The 22,317-nt window shown below is 42.4% G+C and carries 30 protein-coding genes and 1 pseudogene; 16 read left to right on the top strand and 15 right to left on the bottom strand.

Translation table 11 applies throughout. The features are described from left to right. Positions 1-62 precede the first annotated feature (62 nt). Both EXM22_RS01980 and EXM22_RS01975 read right to left on the bottom strand, forming a co-directional pair. The gene (locus EXM22_RS01980) at positions 63-230 is read right to left on the bottom strand and encodes a restriction endonuclease (protein ID WP_149484902.1); all 168 of its coding nucleotides are present in this window, start codon (positions 228-230) and stop codon (positions 63-65) included. A 17-nt stretch (positions 231-247) separates the two neighbouring features. After that, complete coding sequence (locus EXM22_RS01975; RefSeq protein WP_149484901.1) at positions 248-2,056, bottom strand: HD domain-containing phosphohydrolase; 1,809 nt, start codon at positions 2,054-2,056, stop codon at positions 248-250. A 300-nt stretch (positions 2,057-2,356) separates the two neighbouring features. Between EXM22_RS01975 and EXM22_RS01970 the strand changes: the two genes are divergently transcribed. Genes EXM22_RS01970 through EXM22_RS01945 form a run of 6 tightly spaced genes read left to right on the top strand, consistent with a single transcriptional unit; the run spans position 2,357 to position 7,468 of the window. Continuing rightward, on the top strand, positions 2,357-3,637 hold the full coding sequence (locus tag EXM22_RS01970) for a phage portal protein (protein ID WP_149484900.1): 1,281 nt from the start codon (positions 2,357-2,359) through the stop codon (positions 3,635-3,637). Continuing rightward, positions 3,634-4,290: a response regulator transcription factor gene (locus tag EXM22_RS01965; RefSeq protein WP_149484899.1), complete on the top strand. Its 657-nt coding sequence runs from the start codon at positions 3,634-3,636 to the stop codon at positions 4,288-4,290. The genes EXM22_RS01970 and EXM22_RS01965 overlap by 4 nt, the downstream gene beginning before the upstream one ends. Further along, positions 4,281-4,949, top strand: coding sequence for an HK97 family phage prohead protease (locus EXM22_RS01960; protein ID WP_149484898.1), 669 nt, complete (start codon positions 4,281-4,283; stop codon positions 4,947-4,949). The genes EXM22_RS01965 and EXM22_RS01960 overlap by 10 nt, the downstream gene beginning before the upstream one ends. Further along, positions 4,942-6,243 carry a phage major capsid protein gene (locus EXM22_RS01955; RefSeq protein ID WP_149484897.1) on the top strand — a complete coding sequence of 434 codons (1,302 nt, stop codon included), beginning with the start codon at positions 4,942-4,944 and terminating at the stop codon, positions 6,241-6,243. The genes EXM22_RS01960 and EXM22_RS01955 overlap by 8 nt, the downstream gene beginning before the upstream one ends. Positions 6,244-6,276: 33 nt before the next feature. Beyond that, positions 6,277-6,843, top strand: coding sequence for a hypothetical protein (locus EXM22_RS01950; protein ID WP_149484896.1), 567 nt, complete (start codon positions 6,277-6,279; stop codon positions 6,841-6,843). Positions 6,844-6,847: 4 nt separating this feature from the next. Then, on the top strand, positions 6,848-7,468 hold the full coding sequence (locus EXM22_RS01945; protein WP_149484895.1) for a hypothetical protein: 621 nt from the start codon (positions 6,848-6,850) through the stop codon (positions 7,466-7,468). 248 nt (positions 7,469-7,716) lie between these two features. Here EXM22_RS01945 and EXM22_RS01940 read toward each other — a convergent pair whose 3' ends face one another. The 13 genes and pseudogenes from EXM22_RS01940 to EXM22_RS01885 form a co-directional block, all read right to left on the bottom strand. Then, positions 7,717-7,950, bottom strand: a complete 234-nt coding sequence (locus tag EXM22_RS01940) for a hypothetical protein (RefSeq protein ID WP_149484894.1) — start codon at positions 7,948-7,950, stop codon at positions 7,717-7,719. Positions 7,951-8,301: 351 nt separating this feature from the next. Further along, positions 8,302-8,670 carry an integrase core domain-containing protein gene (locus EXM22_RS01935; protein ID WP_149484893.1) on the bottom strand — a complete coding sequence of 123 codons (369 nt, stop codon included), beginning with the start codon at positions 8,668-8,670 and terminating at the stop codon, positions 8,302-8,304. Positions 8,671-8,709: 39 nt separating this feature from the next. After that, the gene (locus tag EXM22_RS01930) at positions 8,710-9,711 is read right to left on the bottom strand and encodes an IS3 family transposase (protein ID WP_168203296.1); all 1,002 of its coding nucleotides are present in this window, start codon (positions 9,709-9,711) and stop codon (positions 8,710-8,712) included. Between the two features lie 32 nt (positions 9,712-9,743). Continuing rightward, on the bottom strand, positions 9,744-10,232 hold the full coding sequence (locus tag EXM22_RS01925) for a transposase (RefSeq protein WP_149484891.1): 489 nt from the start codon (positions 10,230-10,232) through the stop codon (positions 9,744-9,746). An 18-nt stretch (positions 10,233-10,250) separates the two neighbouring features. Next, positions 10,251-10,517 (bottom strand): DDE-type integrase/transposase/recombinase, encoded by a 267-nt coding sequence (locus EXM22_RS01920; protein ID WP_246157060.1) that lies wholly within the window; start codon positions 10,515-10,517, stop codon positions 10,251-10,253. Further along, positions 10,491-10,589 (bottom strand): annotated as a pseudogene (locus EXM22_RS18460) (hypothetical protein); the annotation flags it as partial. The gene EXM22_RS01920 and the pseudogene EXM22_RS18460, both read right to left, overlap by 27 nt. 15 nt (positions 10,590-10,604) lie before the next feature. Beyond that, entirely contained in the window at positions 10,605-10,841 is a 237-nt protein-coding gene (locus EXM22_RS18300) for a hypothetical protein (RefSeq protein WP_149484889.1), read from the bottom strand. Between the two features lie 81 nt (positions 10,842-10,922). Further along, positions 10,923-11,051: a transposase gene (locus EXM22_RS01910; protein WP_149484888.1), complete on the bottom strand. Its 129-nt coding sequence runs from the start codon at positions 11,049-11,051 to the stop codon at positions 10,923-10,925. Positions 11,052-11,155: 104 nt separating this feature from the next. Further along, the gene (locus EXM22_RS01905) at positions 11,156-11,902 is read right to left on the bottom strand and encodes a hypothetical protein (RefSeq protein ID WP_149484887.1); all 747 of its coding nucleotides are present in this window, start codon (positions 11,900-11,902) and stop codon (positions 11,156-11,158) included. 114 nt (positions 11,903-12,016) lie between these two features. Beyond that, positions 12,017-12,757, bottom strand: coding sequence for a hypothetical protein (locus EXM22_RS01900; RefSeq protein ID WP_149484886.1), 741 nt, complete (start codon positions 12,755-12,757; stop codon positions 12,017-12,019). A 66-nt stretch (positions 12,758-12,823) separates the two neighbouring features. After that, positions 12,824-13,480, bottom strand: coding sequence for a hypothetical protein (locus EXM22_RS01895; protein ID WP_149484885.1), 657 nt, complete (start codon positions 13,478-13,480; stop codon positions 12,824-12,826). A gap of 436 nt (positions 13,481-13,916) precedes the next feature. Then, the gene (locus EXM22_RS01890; protein ID WP_149484884.1) at positions 13,917-14,441 is read right to left on the bottom strand and encodes a hypothetical protein; all 525 of its coding nucleotides are present in this window, start codon (positions 14,439-14,441) and stop codon (positions 13,917-13,919) included. Between the two features lie 140 nt (positions 14,442-14,581). Further along, complete coding sequence (locus tag EXM22_RS01885; protein WP_149484883.1) at positions 14,582-15,712, bottom strand: YaaC family protein; 1,131 nt, start codon at positions 15,710-15,712, stop codon at positions 14,582-14,584. A 145-nt stretch (positions 15,713-15,857) separates the two neighbouring features. Between EXM22_RS01885 and EXM22_RS18455 the strand changes: the two genes are divergently transcribed. Genes EXM22_RS18455 through EXM22_RS01840 form a run of 10 tightly spaced genes read left to right on the top strand, consistent with a single transcriptional unit; the run spans position 15,858 to position 22,309 of the window. Next, positions 15,858-15,986, top strand: a complete 129-nt coding sequence (locus EXM22_RS18455) for a hypothetical protein (RefSeq protein ID WP_281289911.1) — start codon at positions 15,858-15,860, stop codon at positions 15,984-15,986. Then, positions 15,974-16,567 (top strand): hypothetical protein, encoded by a 594-nt coding sequence (locus EXM22_RS01880; RefSeq protein WP_149484882.1) that lies wholly within the window; start codon positions 15,974-15,976, stop codon positions 16,565-16,567. The genes EXM22_RS18455 and EXM22_RS01880 overlap by 13 nt, the downstream gene beginning before the upstream one ends. 1 nt (position 16,568) lies before the next feature. Next, entirely contained in the window at positions 16,569-17,045 is a 477-nt protein-coding gene (locus EXM22_RS01875) for a hypothetical protein (RefSeq protein WP_149484881.1), read from the top strand. Then, positions 17,042-17,902 carry a hypothetical protein gene (locus EXM22_RS01870; RefSeq protein WP_149484880.1) on the top strand — a complete coding sequence of 287 codons (861 nt, stop codon included), beginning with the start codon at positions 17,042-17,044 and terminating at the stop codon, positions 17,900-17,902. Before EXM22_RS01875 ends, EXM22_RS01870 begins: the two co-directional genes overlap by 4 nt. Continuing rightward, on the top strand, positions 17,902-19,413 hold the full coding sequence (locus EXM22_RS01865) for a hypothetical protein (RefSeq protein WP_149484879.1): 1,512 nt from the start codon (positions 17,902-17,904) through the stop codon (positions 19,411-19,413). The genes EXM22_RS01870 and EXM22_RS01865 overlap by 1 nt, the downstream gene beginning before the upstream one ends. Positions 19,414-19,415: 2 nt before the next feature. Beyond that, the gene (locus EXM22_RS01860; protein ID WP_149484878.1) at positions 19,416-19,685 is read left to right on the top strand and encodes a hypothetical protein; all 270 of its coding nucleotides are present in this window, start codon (positions 19,416-19,418) and stop codon (positions 19,683-19,685) included. Positions 19,686-19,695: 10 nt separating this feature from the next. Beyond that, positions 19,696-20,076 carry a hypothetical protein gene (locus EXM22_RS01855; protein ID WP_149484877.1) on the top strand — a complete coding sequence of 127 codons (381 nt, stop codon included), beginning with the start codon at positions 19,696-19,698 and terminating at the stop codon, positions 20,074-20,076. Continuing rightward, positions 20,051-20,296, top strand: a complete 246-nt coding sequence (locus EXM22_RS01850) for a hypothetical protein (RefSeq protein ID WP_168203295.1) — start codon at positions 20,051-20,053, stop codon at positions 20,294-20,296. The genes EXM22_RS01855 and EXM22_RS01850 overlap by 26 nt, the downstream gene beginning before the upstream one ends. After that, positions 20,296-20,844 carry a phage tail fiber protein gene (locus EXM22_RS01845; RefSeq protein WP_149484875.1) on the top strand — a complete coding sequence of 183 codons (549 nt, stop codon included), beginning with the start codon at positions 20,296-20,298 and terminating at the stop codon, positions 20,842-20,844. Before EXM22_RS01850 ends, EXM22_RS01845 begins: the two co-directional genes overlap by 1 nt. Beyond that, the gene (locus EXM22_RS01840; RefSeq protein WP_149484874.1) at positions 20,834-22,309 is read left to right on the top strand and encodes a hypothetical protein; all 1,476 of its coding nucleotides are present in this window, start codon (positions 20,834-20,836) and stop codon (positions 22,307-22,309) included. The genes EXM22_RS01845 and EXM22_RS01840 overlap by 11 nt, the downstream gene beginning before the upstream one ends. The last annotated feature ends 8 nt before the right edge of the window (positions 22,310-22,317 follow it).

Genomic DNA, 22,317 nt, shown 5'->3' with positions numbered 1-22,317 from the left:
AATACGATGCTGATTTCCTACTCCAAATTCAATCATCAATGAAGTAAGCTTGGGACCGTTTATTAGGAAAAGATTCCCATAGATATCTGAACTTTGGAGCTGCAAACCTGGTTTTTCCATCGTTTCGTTTGTACATAGACCTTTTCCAATCCAAATTTATCAAGGGAGATAATACCATCGATGCCTTCATTGTGGCTTTTTCCTAAGTTCTGTAAATAAATGTTATTCATTTTTTAAAATTGATTTCCTATATCAGATCTATCACCGGATTAATATTTTTAACCTTTCTTTGTAGAACAAGAGCTTCATAATATTCAGGATCTTCCAAGCCCCAGTAAGTCTCAATAATCTCGGAGATATTTGCCACAAAAAGATCTAGGAGGGTAGGATCAAAAAGACTTCCCCGTTCTTTCTTCATATAAACCATGACATCATCAAAATGCCAGGCTTTTTTATAGGGTCTTTTGCTCAACAAAGCATCAAAGACATCAACAACACGTGTGATTCTGGCTTCTATGGGGATTTCCTCTCCCTTTAAACCTAAAGGATAGCCTGTTCCATCCCAATTTTCATGATGGGAATAGGCTATGGTCCGGGCAACTTCAAAAAGCCGATGGTTGGAATTATTCAAGATCTCAAATCCTTGTACTGTATGATTCTTGATAATCTCGAATTCTTCCTTTGTCAGAGCACCCTTTTTCTGAAGGATATGATCAGGAACGGCAATCTTCCCAATATCATGCATGGGAGAAGCAAGTTCCAGAATCTTTGCCTCTTTTTCTGAAATCCCGCTTTTTTCAGCCAGGAGGGCAGCTAAATAAGCAACACGTTTGACATGAGAACTAGTCTCATGGGAACGCTTTTCTATAAGTTCACCCAGTGTTTCTATCATTTCCACCTGGGAATCAAGATAGCCTTCTCTCAGCGTAAGGATTTTCTGTTTTTGAGAAACAATGATCTTTTGCTTCTTTAATTGCCTGTAATAACTTATAAAAACTATGATTAGAACAAAAAAAGAAAAGGAGACAATAGATACAAACATGGGATGTGATTCAAAATATGAGGGTGGACGGTTGATAAGCTGAGAACCCTCTGGTAGCTGTTTTTCTTCTATTCCGAATCGCTTCATCACCTGATAATCATAGAGATGTTTGTACATCCCATCATATTTGTAAATGAACCTTTTTGGCTTTTCCCCTCGTGTCAAATGAAGAAGGGTTTTCATGGACTGCCTCCCCATTTGAATCGAGTCGATAACAGATCCACCCAGAACTCCATTACCAACTTGATAATCCCATCCCACAATAATAGGGACATTGCTGTTGAGTGACAGCTCTCTTTCCAAATAGCAGAAATGAAAAGAATCAATCCTATCTTTACCAGAAGATGGGATTAGGTAAATGACTTCATTTTTGCCGAGCGTGGAGAACTTTAACTGCAAATCGCTGTCAAAGTAATTATCATAGTAATTTACGTTAAGCCTATCTCCTACAAAAGTTTGAGAATCGCGATAGCTTGTAAATATTTCATACGTTACATTTAATGAATTGTAGACAACATGGATGGAATTCAACTGAGGATTCAATTGAAGAAGTCCTCTGTAGCTGCCAATGATATCCGCTCTTTCAAAGATGAATGAGTCTATGGAGCTAAGCTTATACTCGTCGGTCAGCCTATTGATACCACAGGCGACAACAGGAATATCGGGAAATATCTCATCCTTATATTTTATAAAAGACTGGAGTCCCGGATCGTCACAAATAATGATTCCCGTAATATTGGTATGCCCATATTTTCGCTTCAGGTACTCTTTAAAAGTCATATCAAAGTCAGTAATATCCAGAGTTTTAATATCCATATACTCGGTGTTGATAAGAGCGTTTGGATACTCTTTGTCTAGAACTTCCTGTATTCCCTGTTGGATATTTTTTGTCCATTCAAAATTATGAGAGAATGTATGGATTACTAGAAAACGATCTCGAACATGATCTGCAGCCTGAATCTGCATGATTGAAAGAAACAGATAAGAGGTTATGAGGAGTATTTTATTTTTCATTCAACTAAAAGATCCTGATGATTTGAATTTTTAAATATTGGGTAAATAATACTTTGGTTCTCCAAATATAAAAATCAATTGTTTTTCTATCTATTGTGAAAAAATCCTATCTTTAGCCTTAATACTTATCATTTGTTTACTTCATTCTTATTTTTTCATTCAATGTTTAGTAATGACTCGTGTCATAAGAATAAAAGAACACCCAGGGGGTAAGAGTCACTAAAACAAGAACAGAATATTCCTAAAAAGGTAGGGTAAACCCTACCCCCAGATCACTTTATTTCTTTCTACACTGGCCTTATGAGTGGAAGCCGGTGGGGTCGTAACCTCAGAAAAATATTCAAAGTGCTCTCATTTTCCGAGTTTATGGGTCTTGATAATCCTTTTGAACGGGAGCCCTCTGAGACAGTTACAGATCCCTACCGGTCTCACTCTTGGGTCAATATCTGCATCAGTATTCTGATACGAAATATCGGCAGGGCCCCTTTTCTTATCACCATGAACGGTAAGGAAGTCTCCTCCGGGCTAATTTTCAATCTGTTCCGCGATGTTAACCCCGGTATGAACCGCTGTGATCTATGGAAAGAGACGGCAGCCTGGTGGTTTCTAGAAGGCGAAGCCTTCTGGTTTTTCGGTGACGAATATAGCGCTGGAATACCCCGGGAAATCTACGTTCTCAATCCCCGTAAGATGCGGGCCTGGGTGGAATATGGCAAGGTCATTCGATGGTTCTATGCCACGGATCAGGGTGAGATACCCATTCTCCCCGATGAACTGATTCACTTTCGGGACTGGAATCCCTGGAATCCTCACCGCGGAGTAACACCTCTCATAGCCCTATCGGATGAGATTCTGCAAGATATTCGATCCAACAAGAGTATCAGCAAGCTATTAAAAAATAATGCTGTTCCTGAAGGAATACTCAAGACCGACCAGATCCTCAGAGAAGAAGAGGCTGATCGCTTGGAGAAGCGCTGGGAGTCCAGCTATGGCCGTAACCGGAAGGCTCGGTCCATTGCCGTCCTAGGTAAAGGAACCTCCTTCCAGTCTCTGACCGTTACACCCGCAGCCCTCAAGTCCTTCGACCTGAAACGATGGAATCTCTATACCCTTCTCTCCCGTTACGGGATACCTCCCCGGGTAGCCAATATCCAGGACTCAAAGAGCTCTCTTAGCGGCAGCGATACCGCCAGTCAGCACAGCGCTTTTTGGAAGTATACTATCATCCCCTTACTCAAAAACTTTGAACAGATTTTAGAGACACAGTTCTTTGTCCGTTTTGGCCTTAAGGAACGTGGATCTTTTGATCTCAGCAGCATTCCTGAACTGCAGGAATCAGCGGACGAAAAGAGCCAAAGAGATATCCGGGAAATAGAAGCGGGACTGAAGACTATCAATGATGTTCTCGCTGAAAGAGGTCTCCCTCCCAAGCCCTGGGGAGATAAATGGCACCAGAATCCTCAAAAAAATAAAAAAAATGCAGATTCTTTTGAATCAAAAGATCAAAATCCACAGTTCAAGGGAAAATGGGGCGGTAAGTGCCCGTCTAATGAACAACAGTTCACTGAGGACATTCTGTGAAGACCAAGGAAATCATGGTCTCCGGGAAGGATGCCTTCATCGGTTCCATCATCACACATACGGTGGAACAAAGTCAGCTGGGTACAATCTGTGCCTATTGTTCCCGGGGACCTGAAGCGCTCAGATGTATTGAAGAGATGCGCCCCAATTTAATAATCCTCGATTTGTTCCTGCCTGGCATGAACGGCCTTTCGATTCTTAAAAGTATCCAATCCAGAGATTACCACCCTCTTATCCTGGCTTACTGCCGGAAGCTGAACAAGATGATAGGCGTCAAATGCGCCAAGCAAGGAGCCACAGGTCTGATCGACTACTCGGCTACCTATGAACAGGCTTATGACTGCCTGGAGCGGGTCTCTTGGGGGCAAAAGATATACCCCGAAGAAGTATGGGAGCTTTTAAGGGATAACGACTATGAAAAGTACTTCCAGAAATACACCGACGTTACTGTTCGTCAGGCTCAGATCCTGGAACTTTCAGCCAGGAGTTACACAAATATTGAGATCTCCGAAATGCTCCATTTGAATATAAAGACTGTAGAGAAACACAAGCACACTGTAAGGATTAAGTACGGACTATCCAGTGTAGACCAGCTGATCCACTTTGCCATTCGCAATGGCATTATCGAAAGGGAGGAAAGTATATGTTCATAGACTGCAAGGCACTGGAAACAGGAAAGGAAATCAGGAACTTCAACGCTTTGGCTCAAATCTTTAAAGAGGGAGACCTTGTCAGCCCCAAAGGCGTTCTCAAAGAGGAATTCAAAGTCTTTATGGGGGGAGCATTTTTCAGGAAATCCAATGATCCAAAGGAAGAACTTTTTCCCTGGGTTTTCAGTACCTTCGACCTGGACCGGGACGACGAGCGTATTGATCCCGCCGGATGGGACCTGAAGCACTATCTCAAGAATCCAGTTATCCTCTGGGCCCACGACAGCCGAATCCCTGCCATAGGATTCTCACAGGATACAGCCGTAAAAGATAGAATTTTGGGCGGTAATATCCTATTCAATTCTCAAGAGATTGATCCCTTTGGCTGGGGCATAGGCCGCCGCGTGGCTGCCGGTGTGATTAGAGCTGGAAGCGTAGGATTTATGGTCAGGGAAGTAGAGATCGCTGAGGTGGATGGCGAGTCCACCCTTATATTCCGCAGCCAGGAGCTCCTGGAGTTCTCCATCTGCAACATCCCCAGCAACCCCATGGCCCTGAACCGCGACTTTATCCCCCCAGAAGAACTCAGCCTTGTATCAGAAGAGACCATCCCGTCCTTCTGGAAAGGAATAATCAAATCACACGGAGGACATTATGAATGAGATCTTAAAGAAACTGACGGAGCTTCTGAAATCCATGAAGCGGATCGAGTCGGAGGGCTTTCCAGATGAAAAGCTGGCTAAGCAGTATTTCCAGGAGAAAGAAGAAATCCTGGAATCCATGGCCGAAGCCCTTTCCAAGATGGATGAGGAAAACAGCCGGGAACTGCAGGCAATGAAGAGCACCATATCTGCCTTGAAGGACTCTCTCAAAACCACAACCTCATCGGCCAAAGTCCTAAGCCGAGAGGAGTTCTGCTATAACCTTGGTAAAACCATCGCCGGTGTCTGGCGGAATAATCAAGCCTCTTTGGGCGAACTCAAGGCCATCCCCAATATTAAGGGTGAGAGCTGGGTGAATCCCAGGGACATGAACTGGGTTGCCGGCAAGGGCTGGGTCAGTAAAGACTCAGTGGGTACCCCCATGGGGGATATGACAAGCAATGATCAGTATCTGATCAATCCCATCTACGAGACCCAGATCATGAGTGACGCCCGCAAGACCAGCGTCATGATGAGTCTGGTCTCCAATCGTCCCATGACAGGCCCCTCCCTTTTCCTCCCCCAGAGGGACAGAGGCGGGGTGATTCTGAACTGGCTCACAAGCTATGGCCAGCAGATCACCGACAGCAAACCTCAGATGGGAAAGCGTGTGGAACTGAAAGCCTATACCCTGGCAGGCTTTATCCCCTGGTACGATGAGTTTGAAGAGGATATCTACGCCGAGCTGGGCCAGATGTTTATAGAGGAGTTTACAGATGCCTATGGCCAAGAGTTTGACCGCCAGTGCCTGACCGCCAATGAGTCACCCTTTACGGGAGTCTTGTCCATCAAGGGACCCCTGTCTCACTACATCAAAAGCGCCTCCCCCTACGGTTTGACCTACCTGGACTTCAGAGAAGCGGTCCTCAAGGTCCCTGCTGAAGAAAGGCGCCATTGCCGCTGGTTCCTCCATGAGTCTGTCCTCTCCCGGGTTACCAGTATCCAGGACTCTGACGGCCGCCCCGTGTGGAGAGGCCCTTCAGACGGTAAACCCGGCCTTGTAGACGGGTACCCTTATCAGGAGTGCGATCTTCTACCCCAGGCGGGAGAAGTAAAGAAGAGTGAACCCTTCGCAGTCTTTATGAACCCCAAGCGCATCCAGCATGGCAACCGCAAGGGCTTGGAACTAAAAAGGTTTGACGGCACAACAGAGAGTCTGCAATACGGAGAGATCTTTCTCCGCTTCCGTAAGAGAGATGGTTTTCTGGTCACCAGACCAGAGAAGAACATGGTCACCCTGCGCTGTAAGGGCTGATACCGAAATCCAATAGTACAAGGAGTATAGATTATGAGTTTTAATTTCTATCCCGAACGGGTAGAGCCCATAGGCCAGAAGGCCGGCACCATCGGCGAGAATCTCCTGATCCCCATCCAAGGTATGGACGGTATGAGGATCACCATCCCCCAACTGTCGGTCAGCTGCGGCGCTGATGCCCAGGTTCTCACCCTTCGCCAGGTGGAAACCCAGGACGCGATTGTGGCCCTGGACATCGACGCCAAGACCGTCGCCGTAGAAGATACAGAAACGGATCTGACGGACCGACTGATAGCCCTAGAGACCAAAGACGGCGGGTGGATCTTCCTGGCCGTCTCCGCCTCCGTTGCCAAGATCCATACCTTTACCGGAGACATCAGCGAAGTAAAGGTAGACGGCCGCTTTCTTATCATCGCCGAAGAAAACAGTGAACTGAACCAGAGAGTCCCCCTGGAAGCTGGAGCCGAAACCCTGATAGCCGATGACAGCCCCGGCAGACTCATTGCCTGTGACTTCTGCTACCCTGTGATCCTCTCTATAAGCAACGAAACCAGTGCCGTCCAGTTTAACGGCGCCACTGTTATCTACATCAGCAGGTAACCCCATGGTCGTCAATTATTCCAGGGACATCGATTATCATACCCAAAGGAATAATAAGCTGATCCCTCACTCTTCCTGCAACAGCACCAGCATGATCATGGCCTTGAAGCAGGCAGGAGTGAGGCTCCCCTTCCCCTCATACATGCAGCCCGAGGATTATCTGACTCATTTCCTTAACTCCAAACAGGCCATAGCAAAAATGGCCCTCCTGGCCCCCGATCTGGTCGACACAGAAACCATGCAACCATTGATCCCGCCCCATGAACTTCACTGCTTGATGGAATGGGCAGTAAACACTTTATTAGGTAAGGAAGTAGTTCGCTTTAGCACAGCAACATCCCTGAAAAAGATTATCGCCCATATAGATAACGGAGGCGGAGCCGTCCTCTCAGGTCGATTCCCCCACTACATCAATGGACACATCAACCATATGGTCTCCCTAGCAGGTTATATGGTCCACAACAAGCTTATCTCATATCTCTTGATAGATGATCCCTATGGCGACTATATGACCGGCTACAGAAGCCACAAGGGAAACAATATCCCCATTGCCATTGAGAAAGCCAAGACCATTTTCAAGCCCACAAAAGACTCCAACGAGAAATGGGCTTATCTGGTCGGCTGAGAAGAAAAAATCAAAAACATTTCAATACTTTGAAGCACCAGCTTCTTTCTGTCTGTGATTCTTACAGAATCAATTTTAAAGGAGTCAAGGTTATGACAGAGAAGGATTATCAAAAGGAAATTGAAAGATTAGAAGATGTCATTCATCAGTTAACGAATCATATCGCTATTTTGAATGAACAAATCGATCAGCATCAGAAAGACTAGGAATTGCCAGGGCTTACTAAAGGGTAAGCCCTGAATACAGGATCAACGTAGGATTGAATCTAGACCAGATTTGCCATAATACTGGCTAACTGGACACTCCAAACAGCGGTGATCCCGGCAGGCTCCACATAACTTTTGCCTGTCTACCTGATTCACCAACCCCCTGATACACTCATCTAATGTGTATGTCATAGGCTTCTCAGCTGCCCAAGCCACACGACGTAGCAGAAAAGCAGAATCCACATGAATCTGAGGCGTATACACTTTCTTATCCATAGAACCCTCCAATAAAAAAAGAAATAACATCATCCGGAGAGAGAATCTCTCCCCTTTTGCCAACGGCTTACCCCACCTTCATCAGGCCAACAGGGTTCAGTAAAGGCTGCCGAAGGCACCCCTAAGGGGCACAGGCCTTTACGGGTTCCTGATGGTCTGATAAGGATCTTCATTAGACGTTGGAAAAAAGGAGAAGACAATTAAAAATCTGTGTAATAATACGCTACTAAAAAAATACAGGACTAATTCCGTATGATTGGAGTCCTATTTGTGAATACAAAAATCTAACTGTTTCAAAAATTATTATAATTTTATGTTATTTAACATAGTGCACCTTCAAGTCAAACAGCTTTATGCCACTTTTAAGTTAGACTCCCGGAAATATATCTCATCCGGAGAGTTCCCATTCAGACTCTGGTGAGGCCTGACTGAATTGTAAAATCTGAAGTATTTCATCATTCCCTTTCGGAGAGTGTTTAGAGTATCATACCGGTAGAGATAAATGTCTTCAGACTTCAGAGTTTTCCAGAATCTTTCAATGTAAATATTGTCCAGAACGCGGCCTTTCCCGTCCATGCTGAACCGCACCATTTCTCCTTTAAGAAGAGATGAGAACTCGTTGCTGGTAAACAGACTGCCCTGATCGGTATTGAAGATTTCCGGTAAACCGTACCTCACCATGGCCTGCATCAGAGCTTCCATAACAAAAGCCGTATCCATCGGAATGTTTCAACATAGTTGTCACAACTTTTGATTTTTTTATGCTGAAATCAGTTGCTTCTTAGTCTCTAAAGATGGGTTCAGATACACATGTTTCTGATCCTCCCATATCTTTTGATCAGAACTCCACCTTTCAGGAGTTTTGCTAATTGCTTTTCTTATGACCTTATTCCTTTTCTCCATTATTTCTGAACCATCGCCACAGTGTCTTTGGGCTGGAGAAATATATGAGATTCCTGAATGTTTATGCTCATTGTTATACCAATTCACAAAATCTGCCATCCATACACGAGCTTGATGTATATCCTTAAAATACTTTGGGTATCCGGCCGTATATTTTAAAGTTTTGAACAAAGATTCAGAATAGGGATTATCATCACTGACTCTGGGTCTTGAAAAAGATGGGATCACTCCTAATGCATACAATGTCATAATCATGGTACCACCTTTCATGGGATTCCCATTATCAGAATGCAGCCTGATTCCTTCCAGTTTATGAATGATTTTTAACCTTCTAAACATTTGCTCGGCTAGCTCCGATGATTCAGATTCGTGTATCTCCCAACCAACAATTTTACGACTCCAGACATCAACGATCATATAGCAGTAAAGGAAGATTCCATTCACATCTGTTTTGAGAAAAGTAATATCCCAACTCCAAACCTGATTGGGGCCTGTAGCTGCCAACTCAGGAGGTTTATTCTGCTTTCTTGCAGGGTAACTTCTTTTTCTGTGGTGAATCATGTCTGCATCTCTCAGCACTCTGTAGAAAGTACTTACAGATGCTATATATACTCCTTCATCCAAAAGAGTTACAACAATCTGATATGGATTACAGTCCACAAATCTATCTTCACAGGCAATCCTGAGAATCTCTTGACGTTCATACTCTGCAAGCTTTCTTTTAACCTTTTTCACTGCTCCTTTTCTTTTGTCACCACAAGAAGAATCACTCCATCTATGATATGTCCGGACAGATATATCCATTACATTACAGGCTTCTGATCTTCTGGCTCCATCTGATATTGCTTCATCTAACAATGAAACTGCTAGATCTCTGAGATCCTGAGTAATTAATCGTCCTCGTCGTCCCCCAATAGAGCATCCACTTTTTTTTTAAGAGTTAGTAGGGCTGCCATTTCAGCCAGGGCTTTATCTTTACGAGCAAGCTCTTTCTCAAGCTTTTTAGTCTTTAGCTTCAATTGATGATTTTGTTCCTGGATGGTCTTTTCTTTTTCTGTCATAGACTGCCGCAGCTCCTGCTCCCAGAGGGATAGATGTTCACTGTGGAGACCATTCTTTCTAAGCCAATTTCCTATCTCATCTTTTGAAATTGATCGGCTCTCTAAGAGAAGGGACATCTTTTCTGAAATGCTCCTCCGATCTGGTGATAACTCTCCAGCAGCTGCATCCAGTGTACCATCTTTAGCCTTGGCAACCCAATTCCTAATTGTTTGATTTGAGATTCCTTCTTCCCGGCTTACCTGGGCAATAGACCTACTCTCAGGGGGCAGAACTTTCCGTAAAATGCTGTTTCGAAATCCTGTACTGTACTTACTCAATTGATGTTGTCCTCCATATTAAATACTGTGACAACTATCTTGAACTATAGGGTCCATCGTGTTACTTACACTCCAGGAAAGGATTTTTCTGCTGTACAGATCGATTATTGCGACTACGTAAACAATTCCTCCGGGAAGAACAACATAGGTGATATCCGAAGCCCAAACGTGTTTAGGATGGGTAATATCGAGATTCCGGAGCAGATAGGGATATTTCTTATGGTTCTTGCCGGGTTTGGAAAGACACCGTTTCGGAATAATAGCCTTGATCCCCAGTTCTCTCATAAGTATGTAAACTCTCTTCAGAGAGGTATTATGGTCCATATTCTTGTTGAGATGGTTATAGATGTGTCTGTAGCCATAAAAGGAATGCTACTCCCAAAGCTTCTTAATCTTTCTCTTCTCAATATTATCTCTATATTCCAACACGGGATTTTTCTGTTCTTGATAATAGTACCAGCTGCGGCTTTTGCCCAACAAATGACACTGACGGGAAATGCTTACATCATCTCGATCCGGTTCAACCATGGATTTTACAGGAGTCCCATTTTCTTTAAGTTTTTTTAGAAAATCGTTCTCTGCATGCAGCTTCCCGATTTGCGTGAACAACTCTTCTTTATCTTTTTCCAGATCCCTTTCTTTCTCTGATTTCCCATTACGAAAAGCAGAATCGGCATTATCCAGTAATTCTCATTTCCACTTTGAAATCATGTTCGGATGTGCCCCTGTTTCCTGAGCTATTTCACTGATCGTATTCTCTTCGCGAATCGCCATGAGCGCAATTCTTGCTTTTTCTGAATCGCTCCACTTTTTGCGCATCTTTTGTACTCCTTCTGCTGTTTATTATACAGTAATTTCTAATTTAGGAGCTGTACAGCTTCTTAGGAGCACTATAATACTTTCATATAACCTCAATCATTTACTTATTTTATCTTCTCAAATCTATAATCCCAATCCATACAACCTGTTAATTCTATAAATCTTTTACTTGGGTAATTATGAATGTCAATTATGTTTTTAGATGGAAGGTTATGGATAATATATCCTTCATATTCATACAGATTTTCTAATTCATAACCTTTATACTCTAGATATACTCTTGTAACTTGACCATATGGAAGCCGAATATCTGGAATTATTTTCATTGGAACATTAGCTTCAATTATACAAGGAATACCTATTTCCCTTAGAAATTGTCCTGTTTCTTTATCTCTTTCATGTGAGTTATATAAAGCTTCCCCTCCCCAAGATCTAAAGAATCTCATAATTCCATGATCATCAGCCATTTTAGGATAAAAAAAGCAAAACCAAATCATTCCTTTACGATTTATTTCATCACATTGATTTTCTAGCTTTAATCTTTCAAGAATACTGAGTTTAGAAGGATCTATTTCAATTAAATCAATTCTTTTCTGCATAGATGATCTGCATTGAAGCGTTAAACCTTTTTTGTAAATATTATCAATCTCTTGTTGAAGTAATTTTGTACAGTGATAACCTGTCAGGCAGTATTTCTTTAAAATATTTATCAAATCATGGACTAATAAATCATATTTCATTGGAGATAAACAGTATTCTCCTTTACATTCCCATCCAATAAATTTTTTGTAATTTTTGTCAAAAAAGTTTATCAAATCTGTTGGCCAAGTATTAATTTTATCAATAACCATAATTTGGTTCCCCGATTCTATAGAACATGCAAAGAACTTACAGACCGTCAACTGGCGCAGTTCTTGTGAATACAAGAACTGTGATCAGTAGTGCTGACAATGTTCATTTGCTTGTTATGTGTCATTAATTACATGTATGTCTCCAATAGCAATTACCTGATCATTTTCACGACCATCGTCATTGTACATAGAAATAAACTCTGTATCTAATGTCATTCTCTCCTGAATCTTTTTTTTACCAATATCAAAATATGATAATTCTAATTTCATAGGATCGAGTTCTATCCTTTCTCCATAGTTACTTTTTTTACTAATATAATGGCTTATAATAGAAAAATAGTAAAAAATACTTGTTGGTAACGATATATAAAAAAAATCATTATTCATAAGAAATGACTCTTTACGTATTGATAAATCATCTTCTTGAAATAATTCATACTCCAAAGAGCCTTTAGTTGTTACATACCGAAGTTTATTGTTGTTGTTCAATACCGGTGAATAATCTTTAAACTTTTTTATTATTTTTTGTTTTGGTATTTCCCATTTTATTTGAATATCTGTAGCGGGACCTAATCCAATATTATATACTCTAAGATCAAAATATCCTTCTGTTCTTTTATCTTTATTAGTAGGGTTTCTCCAAACTGTTGGTATATTTTTATTATTCGTTTCAATTTGAATAGACTCAGTTTTTATTAATAATTTAGGTCGATATGATTCGCGTCTTTGTCGAATCATTTCTATCATTGTAAAAATCAAGAGAATAATTGATATTAGGCTCACAAAATATGAAAGTGTTTGCCAATCTAATATTGATGCATCAAACAATTGTAAACTTAAAGTGTATTTTTGCATTTTTTACTCTCTAAATTATCTTCAATAAATATTTCTCAAATCATTATATATGTGAATTGTCTTAAATTAAGGATTTTGATTTACAATGTTATATTTAAGATCTAAGTAAATATTTTGTACTTCTTCTTTAATATCTTTGATACCTAAATCAATATCATGCCTATATTTTAGTTCATCATCGAATCTATAAAGCAATTTATATATAAAGTATGCTTTCTTCCTAAGTCTTTCTATTTCAGTTGTATCTGTAGATGTCTTAGACGAATATTTTTGATAATCAGAAATAGAAGATATATCTTTTTCATATTTATCATTCTCTATTTGAACGAATCCATTACGAAATGCACTTTTTTTTCCAAACTCATTATCATCTTCAACTGAAATACAGATTTTTTTTCGTAATTTTACGGTTTTAAGGTAAGGAAATATTGTCTTATTTAATGCATTGTCTAAATATTCTTTCCCTCTATGTTCTGGCTTTATGAAGACGTGAATGTCATTGAACATATCATATACAATTCCGACAAATATTTTTTTTTCATTTTTTATTAGGAAAAGGTCAATTGAATTAAAATTTGCTATAATATCATCATTTTCTATTGGTTTTGATTCCCAATATTTAGCTACATCTACATGATCTGAAATGGGTTTTGAAAATAATAAATCACTTTCAGATAATTCTTTAACATTTTTTAGTATTTTATGTAGAGTTTCATCAGTCATGTAATCACCTCTAGGTAAATTTAATAGATTCAATTTTTTTACTAAGCTTTTTTGCCTTTATAAACATAACGAGACTATAGAAAAACTACTTCTCGATTCTCAGTATTCCGTTTCCTGATAATTACTGACCAGTTCTCAATATTTATTATCAAATAAAGAATCCAATCGAGATATCAATCAGAAACCCACTACATTTAATTTCATATGCCACTGGCTCATTCTAACCAGAATCCCATATCAACCCTCATTCTATACTCATTCAATCTTAATTTTTCCAATATTATGCACCATACAATACAGCCGCCATTGAGTGTTCACCTTCTGCTTTCAATGCAGAGTAAATCTATTTAGTTTCTTAATACCTGCAATATGACTGAATACCGGTTCCACTAAACTCATATTGAGTAAATTTGTCATACCATTAACTCCTTTTGTTTTATTGTGATTGTAGCACCTGTGAATCAACAATTGTTATTATCAAGTTATTTTTACTATAGGCTGACAAATCATCATATACTTCATCATCAATAAATTGATTATCTTTAAACACAAAGTTTGCATTATCGATTTCATCATTATCAAGAACAGAATTCCCAGATGTTAATTTGAGTGTATGTAATAGATCGCCAAATCCATTCTCCATTTTGACAGTTATGCGATAGCCGCCTATTTTATTTCCTGATATATTTTTAACTTTCAAATTCAAGATGGCATCTTTATTGTACCTACTTTCATCATAATTCTTGTCTCTTAGAATTATGTCAAAATCTACAATTGTTATTTTTTGTTCTGTCTCATTTATATAAGACCATGTTCCGTCAGTATTCAATATAACCTTTTTACCTTCTGATGTTGTTGCAATTAAGTTCTCTTCTGCATTTAAAGAAAACAAGCCAACCCATAAGAAAACAATAAAAAAAATAACTATCTTTATCATTTTCGTTCCATTATTTCGTTCCATAAAATACTCCTCTGCACCGAAGGCGTCCATCGAACTATCTTTTATGCTGCAGCTCGTAAGCTGACGTGAAATCTGCCTGCGAAGCAGAATAGCTGATTTCATGACCGTAGAGATGACTGCTTCAATAGCTCGTTATATAGTCAATTTCTTGTTCCTGCAATTTTAAACTCATCTTTAGTGATCTCAGATGAAATACCATCAATAAATTGATCAACTGAGCGATCAATATATTCACTAATCAACCAACTGGACCGTCTTTCCAAATGCTGACTTAGGATTTTTGGTTCATATCTCGCGAGTTCACTTAGCCTATGCATAGCAGCATATGTTAAAACCAAAGGATTTCTATTAATCTCATGTCTGATATTCTTTCTTTTTAAATACCATAATCTATTTGGACTATAAATATACTGAAAATCTGGTCTTACTTTCTCATAGTAAGAATACAGATTATTGATACTCTTTTGTGTTGGTGAATTTCTTGGAGCTTCCCATTTAAATGTTTTATTCCTTCGTAAAACCCTCTTCCCTTTATCATTATAAAACCTATCTTCAGAGTAACCTTCAAGGTTATTAATAATTGTATTAGATTTAAAATAGTCACATAACTCAAATTCGACCCAACCTATTTTCCTTGATTTGTCTTGAACAAATGTTGGTGTTTTAATTGGGATATAGAGTTCTGTTGAACGAGGAAATGTTAAACAAAATGATCTATGAATATAAGCTAAATTGTACAGAATATCTTTTAGCTCATAGTCTTCTCCACCTTCAGGAACTGGTTCTTTCAAATAATTCGAAAGTCCAGATAAAACACCCTTTTCTTTTAATTTAATTTTCTCATTTATAATATTTATTCTACCTTTGATTCTTTCACCTGAGACTCCATGTTTAGTGTCAAATGAAATTGATTTCGATTTCAACAAAGCTTTAACTGCATTTAAATAACAATAATAAAGGGTTAATGGCCTTGCATCTATTGGAAGTGAAATTGAAGCTTTGTAGAAATTTTCCGCTTGTTCCCAGTAATATAGGGCTGATTCACATCTATTTTGTTTTAAATAAATCCATACATATCTCCATGTAGAATCTGTCAGTACTGTTGCTTTTTTTAAATCAGGCTTTACTAAACATTTTCTTAATCTGATTTCATCTGTACTCCATTTTATTTGTTCTCTATATTTATTACTAAATACTTTTTTTTGAAGATTTAGAATATTGCTTTGACTCTTATCAAGATTTGCTTCAAGTTTTCGTACTCGCCTTTCCATATTCTCTCTTTTTTATACCTTTTTAAACATAACAATATTCTTATCCCGATTCAGTATCATTACCTCTCAAAAGTAGGGTAAACCCTACCCTCCAAACCTGAACTTCTACTTCACACTATTCCCAGAACACTTATAGGAGGTCTATATGACCATCAAGGTTATTATCAAAGGAAAGGAAGTCAGGATGACCCGCAAGGAATTCCTGCGACGTTTCGGTGACAGGAAAAAAGGTCAAATCATCACCAAGGACATGGATGAACGATGTCCAAACTGACGCTGCTTCCGGTTCCTGAGATCATGAAATTCCTGAACCTAGATGACAGAGATGAAAATATGGTAACACTACTCTCCTTATCTGTCAGCATCGAAATTGAAAAATACACTCATCGTATACTTATAAATCGCATCAAATCTGAGTATCAGGATGGACATAATTCTGATGCCCTTTACCTGTTAGACTATCCAGTATCCGAGTTCAATCTTCTCCAGATTAGAAGCCGTCGGGATCTCCAGTACCGCAGCATCGATCCTACCCTCTATTCTCTCACCCCTTTACCAGGAGAATCCGATCAGCCTATAGAACTCACTCTCCTTCCTGGATATACCTTTCCCAGAGGCAGCAACAATATTCGTATAAGCTATACAGCGGGTTACACGGATGAGACCATGCCTGAAGATTTGAAAACCGCCTTTTGCGAGATCATCACATGGATGCTTGGACGTCTGAAGGCCCGGCAGATTGGTATAGACCTCCTTAAAAGCAGTTCCAGTCAAAACTCGACTTTGATGTACTCCAAAGAGATCCCCGAACACGCCAGAACCATTCTCAATTCTTACCGAAGAAAGAGCTATTGATATGAGTGATTTAGAGATCATCATCGTTCCAGAAGAAGAGATATACCTTGCCGTCTTTGAATCTTTAAACGGCTTCTTCCCTGAACTAGTCAGTCTTTGTAATGCTCAAAAGGGTGAGAATTGGATCAAATCTTTTTCTTCTGTAATAGACAGTTATGATGAAAAGGAGTTAAAGCCTCTCCCCCTGGTAAGAGTTCACTTGAATGAGGTCAAAAAAAAGAGCAGCGATCCCTTTGTTGAACTGGGAGAGTATTTTCTAATCTTGGAATGCCGTTTTGAGAGGTGCGCCCCGAACTTTATAGCCTACCGTTACGCAGCTTTGATCCAGAAATGGTTGGATAACGATGAAACAATATCATCCCTTATAGACCGCTTTATCCTGGATGAGTGTCAGGTCTCACCCCTCTCTATGACAGGTGCACCAGGTTATCCAGAGGCCACCTATACCATTCGCCTTTATAGGGACCGCATCAAATGATTCGCTATTCTCTTGTCCGCAGAGATGGAGTTTATGCCGCTCTGGCCCATGTGCGGGAAACTCTGCAGTTTAGGGAGAAGATTAAATCTTTAAAACCCTTGGGGCAGAGTCGCCACAGCCCCGGGGTGATCAACTTAGGTAACGAGTTAATTGGCAGTATCTCCCTCCGGCTGAACCGGGATATCATTCCTGATTTGTTCCTTCTCATTACCGGTACTATCACATCATCCGGCCCTGTCTCTCAGACAGAAGGCCTTTTTTGTCATGAACTGGAGACCTGTGACGGAGAAGTAACAACTCTCACACTTATGCGTAGCTATGATGAGACTATCCAGCTTTTGGAAGATCTAATCCTCCGTGGATTCTCCCTTACGGGCAGACGGACTGAGCCTGTCCTTTTAAAGCTGGTACTGGAAGGGATGAACATCCAATCTGGAAGCTTTGGTAAGGAAGGAGCCCCCTCTCTTCCCGATCAGGCCTTTTTCTATCTGTCTGGAGATGAGATTTCCCTGGAGGGAGAGACCATTCCCGATCTAGCAGCCTTCTCCCTGGAGGGTAGTTTCTCCGATGAGGTCATCACTCATACCCTTATGATCCGCCGAAAGGACTGCGTCGATACAAATTACTCAATGATGAGGCGGCGGATCTCAGCTTCCCTCATCATCCAATCCAGGGAGTTCTATGAGAAGGGTCAGCGAGTACGATTTGAGATTAGCATAAACGAGGCCATCTACCAGGGAGAAGAGAGTTTTCCTGATAATAAAGGGATCTGGGGGCGGGAGTTTAACTATACCATCATCGGTCCTCTGAAGGTCCGGGTTTTTACACACCTAAAAGCTAAAGGAGGGAGTCTGTAATGGCTTTTTTTACCCTGGACCCCGCCTTACAGGAGAGCCTGGATCGCAAGACTGAATCGGTCTTTATCGTATTGGAAATGATCGATGATGAGGGGAAAATCCTCCGTTTATCTGATGACGCCGTGGAGTCGGCCTACATAACAAGTTACAGGGATTCTCTTGGCGGCTACTGTGTCTCGGCCAGGGTCACCTTTGTGGATGAATCAGGCGTCTTGAATGATCTCAGCGGAAGTAACAGGGAGGTTCATATCCTCTTCTCAGCCGGAGACTGCGGCCGTTTTCTCCACCGCTTTACCCTGTATGTAAACGACTCTGGATTTATAAGAACCGTCAGTGGCATGAGAACTCGTATCTCTATCGTATTAGAAGATACCCCAACCCGAATCAAGCGACTCGGAGCCCTTCGGAACTGGGAAGAAAAGCTGGTTGTTACCGATCTTGTGATGAGCGATAAGGCACTACCGGAAAAAAGCCTACTTCATCTTATCGCCTCCCGTGCTGGATTGTCATCAGAGGATCTGGATAGTTGTTCTGTTCCCCTGTCTTTGGTCTATGCCGCTTTATCAGGGAATCCCTGGGACGAGCTATGCGCCTTAGCTTCATCCTGTATGGCTCTGCTTGAAGGAGGGGTGGAAAAGAAGCTCCTGTTCTCTAGCTCTATCTACCAGGAGGATGAAACAGAAGAGGAAGCCTCATTTTTGAAAAGCGGCCTCTTTCATGAGCTACTCGAGGAGGAGGCAGGAGATGCCTATACCAATTCAATCCGACTGAAATGGAACCGCCCCGAGAGACTGGCCTTCCAGCTTCTCTGGTGCTATGAAGAGCCGCCGGTTAGCTACGACACGGACATGACTCCCAGCTATCCTTTCCTGCCCGATGGAAGCCGTCCCATACAGGATGAGAGCTATCCCTTTACCGCGAACTATGAAGTCAGGGAGGAGTATCAGAGGCTCCCCGTACTCTGGGCCGATCAGATCCAAGACCAAACAGAGCTGGAAGCGGATCTAATCTTTGATGCTGATGACCAATCCGGTACAGATGGCACTGAGGGACTGACCATTAGCCACTACAACTATGAGAGCCAAAAGGCATTGATCAACCTGAACTGTAATCTGGCAGGAAGTCTGAAAAAACTATCTATCAAGGGACGCCCTATCGTGATGCGACCTGGGGCGGCCTTTTATCACTCTGATCCGGATGAGATTGCTACCTGCGGCATCCGGATCAAAAGCGGAGACAGTCGTTTTTTTTCGGACGACCAGGTCATGGGAGTGGATGGTGTATACCGCTCTCATCCTGAGGACTGGGTCTATAGGCAATTAGCCAAGGGCATCAGAAAGAGGCGTCGCTTTAAAGGCAAGAGCGAACTGGGATTGTTTTATATCCGATCTGGTTCTCTGTGTTTGTTGGAAAGGGAGGAAGAAGATGTTCTGTGCCGGGTTGAAAAGCTGGTACTGGACTATCACGAAAGCCGGGGCCTGGACTGTCAGGTCCATCTTTTGGAGGAGTAAGTATGAAAGAAAGAGACGGAATAATACTGTCGGATAAGGCTGTATGGGAGATGAGCTTTGGCTATCACTTTATCATCCTGTTGAAGCGCATGATTGCCTTGCCCTCCAAGATGCTCGGCTTTAAACCCTTCTGTCTTTACCTAGCGACCTGGTTGCTTGTGAATAAACATATTGGCCAGTGGGTCTGGCTGGCAGTGCTGATGATGGTGCTCTTTGGCATTGTCGGATTAAAGGTAGCCGGAAGCATACTGACTCGCCGGAGCAGTGGATGAGGAGGGAGTTATGAGTTTCCTGATAAAGGTTAAACGATGGCTGACCCGGGGAGCCTTTGTGCTGGCCGGGATTCTGGGAGGCGTCCTCGGGACTGCGCTGTGGTCCCGTTGGAATGAGGAACAAGAGAATGAAAAGGAGGAGAGTCACAGTGCTGAAGATTATGAGAATGAGCAGAACAGGTTTGAAGAGCTGGAGGAGATCAGCCGCCGGAAACGGGAGGAGATTCGTTCTCTCCCTGATGCTGATTTCGATGAGCGTTATCCCTCTGTATCCCGACATGCTCTCGATGGAGGAGGTCGCTTTGTGGATCGGTGCCGAAGATACCTACAGTCGCGACGAAGTGGCCCAGATAGTTCTGGGGATCATGGAAATAGCCCTGGAGGAGATTGAGACAACCAGCCGGGAGGCTGCCAGGGAAGCAGTAGCCGAGGAAGCGGGGAAGACCGCTTATTACAAGGCTCTGGCAGAACGGGAACGGCAAACCCTAAAACAAAAAGAGTATGAAATACAAAGACTGCAGCGTCGCTGTCTTGTTCTTGGATTTACGAATATTGGATCGGCTCTTCTTTTGGGAGGGGGATGGACTGCCGACAGGATAGGGTTGTTCTGATGAAAGAAAGACTAGGAACTAAGGGACGGGTTAGAGTGAGAGTGTTGAGCCCTGATGGTAGAATCAAACGGAGTAAGCCAGGACTCTTCCGAAGAATTCTGGGATTCCCTGGAAAGCTGAATGATTTTACCTTCCACAATGTGGTGACGACCTATGGCGATGCCCTCTTGGCTAACCTGGCGGTGGGCGGCGGAATGACCGCCGTAGACAGTGCAAACGGCCATATAGAGGTGGGAACCGGTTGGACAGGGCTAAGCCCCAAGGATAATACGGGAGGCTGCAATACACCTACAGGTACCCGCCAAGGGATGGACAACGATTATCCTGCGACAAAGGGAACCTTAGGAGAATCGGCGGATGATAAGGCTTGTTATCGGGCCACCTTCCCCGCAGGCAGCCTGGATGCCACAGGTATCAATGAGGCCGCCCTTATGAACGCATCCTCTTCCGGGATATGTCTGGCCTATGCCCAGATCACCCCTGAGGTGAATATAGGGGCCAACGACATTCTGCAGATAGACTGGGAGATCACCTTTTATGGGACCTGATAAGAAACATTGTCTAGGTTTCAGTCCCACAGGTTTTTTTCATACACAAAGCTTTGATGATGTGCCCTGCCGTGTAAGAGGAGGTCCCTGGGGAGTGAGCAGGACCCCTCTTTTAAGCCTGGAGAAATGGGATGGAGAGGTCACCCTGATTATGGAGACGGGGATTTTTGGAGAAAAGGTTCGCTGTGTGAAGACCGTAGCGGATCGAACAGAACTTATCTGCTTCGACCGGAAACATATATTCCGCCGTCTGGACACGGGGAACATAGAGTACGATATACAGCTGGCCTCCCCTCCACGAAAGCCAGTCTTTCCCATCCCCCTGGAGGTACCCCGGGGGCTTTCCTTTCATAAGCAGGGGATCAGAAAGGGTTCCCGTATGATGGGAGAAGTAAAAGGTAGCTATGCTCTTTACTGGAAGAGGAACAATGGGAAGTACAGGACCGGAAAATTCTGTCATATTTACCGTCCTAAGATCATCGATGCTGCCGGAAGATGGATATGGGGGGACTTGGAATACGACGGTAAGGCTCTAATGATTAGGGTGGACGAAGACTGGCTGAAGAAGGCACGCTATCCCGTGACCGTCGATCCCCGATTGGGTTCTGATTCGGTGGGAGCCGGAAACTATGACTTCTTTGATGATGAGCCTGGAATGCCCACCATTGATCTTGGAATGGCTATTCAGAAACTGAATCCCGATCTGCCAGTAGCCGGAGCCTGTACTCCCTATTACTACTCCTATAAGAACGAATGGGAAGCCGGTGGTTTTCCCGTTCTCTATGATGGAAACCTGCCTGTAAACCTTGTGAGCAACAACGCTCCTTTTATAAATCTCTATGTTCCTACAGGAGACTCCCCCTCCTGGAAGAGCGGAAGTTTTAACGTCAATATACAGCAATCGGCGGGAGACCAGCTCTGGTTTGGACTGATGGCCAAGTACTACTACTATCCCTACTTCGATGAGGTGGACGGTGCTCAATTGAGGGTTCACTACCCTTCAAGCTTTGATGCTCCACCCGAGGTTTGCGGCAGCACTTACAGCTATCCCGATATCCTCCTTTCCCAGTACTTCGACTTTATCTCGGTGACCACCTGGAATGTGGAGATTAGTGGAAGGATCAAGCCTGATGAAGTGCTCTTTAAACAGGCTGAATATCTGAGACAATCCAGTGACAATGAGGGGGAGACTGAGGAGATCAACGCCTCAAGAGGACTTATACGACTGATCGAGACCCTAGCTGGCTCTACGGATATTTTGAGTCTCAGTACCGTTTACAAGAGGCTGAGTGCGGAGATTCTTGATTTGAAAGACGCCTTTAGCCGTCGACTCTCTTCCTTTATCACCATCATGGAAAGCTGGGCGGTTTGGGACTTTTTTAATCCCTATCCCTCCCATATCTCTGAAGAGCTGACAATTTACAGCCGAATCACCCGCAGTATCGATCTTAAATCCCCTATTTAAAGGAGTCT

The sequence above is a fragment of the Oceanispirochaeta crateris genome (genome assembly GCF_008329965.1).
In the GTDB taxonomy this organism is placed as follows: Bacteria; Spirochaetota; Spirochaetia; order DSM-2461; family DSM-2461; genus Oceanispirochaeta; species Oceanispirochaeta crateris.
This window is presented reverse-complemented; position numbering and strand designations above follow the sequence as displayed.

What these genes read in the sequence shown, in the direction of transcription:
- EXM22_RS01980 (WP_149484902.1), bottom strand. Translation starts at nt 230, where the DNA reads ATGAATAACATTTATTTACAGAACTTAGGAAAAAGCCACAATGAAGGC.
- EXM22_RS01975 (WP_149484901.1), bottom strand. Translation starts at nt 2,056, where the DNA reads ATGAAAAATAAAATACTCCTCATAACCTCTTATCTGTTTCTTTCAATC.
- EXM22_RS01970 (WP_149484900.1), top strand. Translation starts at nt 2,357, where the DNA reads ATGAGTGGAAGCCGGTGGGGTCGTAACCTCAGAAAAATATTCAAAGTG.
- EXM22_RS01960 (WP_149484898.1), top strand. Translation starts at nt 4,281, where the DNA reads ATGTTCATAGACTGCAAGGCACTGGAAACAGGAAAGGAAATCAGGAAC.
- EXM22_RS01955 (WP_149484897.1), top strand. Translation starts at nt 4,942, where the DNA reads ATGAATGAGATCTTAAAGAAACTGACGGAGCTTCTGAAATCCATGAAG.
- EXM22_RS01950 (WP_149484896.1), top strand. Translation starts at nt 6,277, where the DNA reads ATGAGTTTTAATTTCTATCCCGAACGGGTAGAGCCCATAGGCCAGAAG.
- EXM22_RS01945 (WP_149484895.1), top strand. Translation starts at nt 6,848, where the DNA reads ATGGTCGTCAATTATTCCAGGGACATCGATTATCATACCCAAAGGAAT.
- EXM22_RS01940 (WP_149484894.1), bottom strand. Translation starts at nt 7,950, where the DNA reads ATGGATAAGAAAGTGTATACGCCTCAGATTCATGTGGATTCTGCTTTT.
- EXM22_RS01935 (WP_149484893.1), bottom strand. Translation starts at nt 8,670, where the DNA reads ATGGATACGGCTTTTGTTATGGAAGCTCTGATGCAGGCCATGGTGAGG.
- EXM22_RS01920 (WP_246157060.1), bottom strand. Translation starts at nt 10,517, where the DNA reads ATGAGAGAACTGGGGATCAAGGCTATTATTCCGAAACGGTGTCTTTCC.
- EXM22_RS01910 (WP_149484888.1), bottom strand. Translation starts at nt 11,051, where the DNA reads ATGCGCAAAAAGTGGAGCGATTCAGAAAAAGCAAGAATTGCGCTCATG.
- EXM22_RS01905 (WP_149484887.1), bottom strand. Translation starts at nt 11,902, where the DNA reads ATGGTTATTGATAAAATTAATACTTGGCCAACAGATTTGATAAACTTT.
- EXM22_RS01900 (WP_149484886.1), bottom strand. Translation starts at nt 12,757, where the DNA reads ATGCAAAAATACACTTTAAGTTTACAATTGTTTGATGCATCAATATTA.
- EXM22_RS01895 (WP_149484885.1), bottom strand. Translation starts at nt 13,480, where the DNA reads ATGACTGATGAAACTCTACATAAAATACTAAAAAATGTTAAAGAATTA.
- EXM22_RS01890 (WP_149484884.1), bottom strand. Translation starts at nt 14,441, where the DNA reads ATGGAACGAAATAATGGAACGAAAATGATAAAGATAGTTATTTTTTTT.
- EXM22_RS01885 (WP_149484883.1), bottom strand. Translation starts at nt 15,712, where the DNA reads ATGGAAAGGCGAGTACGAAAACTTGAAGCAAATCTTGATAAGAGTCAA.
- EXM22_RS18455 (WP_281289911.1), top strand. Translation starts at nt 15,858, where the DNA reads ATGACCATCAAGGTTATTATCAAAGGAAAGGAAGTCAGGATGACCCGC.
- EXM22_RS01880 (WP_149484882.1), top strand. Translation starts at nt 15,974, where the DNA reads ATGTCCAAACTGACGCTGCTTCCGGTTCCTGAGATCATGAAATTCCTG.
- EXM22_RS01875 (WP_149484881.1), top strand. Translation starts at nt 16,569, where the DNA reads ATGAGTGATTTAGAGATCATCATCGTTCCAGAAGAAGAGATATACCTT.
- EXM22_RS01870 (WP_149484880.1), top strand. Translation starts at nt 17,042, where the DNA reads ATGATTCGCTATTCTCTTGTCCGCAGAGATGGAGTTTATGCCGCTCTG.
- EXM22_RS01865 (WP_149484879.1), top strand. Translation starts at nt 17,902, where the DNA reads ATGGCTTTTTTTACCCTGGACCCCGCCTTACAGGAGAGCCTGGATCGC.
- EXM22_RS01860 (WP_149484878.1), top strand. Translation starts at nt 19,416, where the DNA reads ATGAAAGAAAGAGACGGAATAATACTGTCGGATAAGGCTGTATGGGAG.
- EXM22_RS01855 (WP_149484877.1), top strand. Translation starts at nt 19,696, where the DNA reads ATGAGTTTCCTGATAAAGGTTAAACGATGGCTGACCCGGGGAGCCTTT.
- EXM22_RS01850 (WP_168203295.1), top strand. Translation starts at nt 20,051, where the DNA reads ATGGAAATAGCCCTGGAGGAGATTGAGACAACCAGCCGGGAGGCTGCC.
- EXM22_RS01845 (WP_149484875.1), top strand. Translation starts at nt 20,296, where the DNA reads ATGAAAGAAAGACTAGGAACTAAGGGACGGGTTAGAGTGAGAGTGTTG.
- EXM22_RS01840 (WP_149484874.1), top strand. Translation starts at nt 20,834, where the DNA reads ATGGGACCTGATAAGAAACATTGTCTAGGTTTCAGTCCCACAGGTTTT.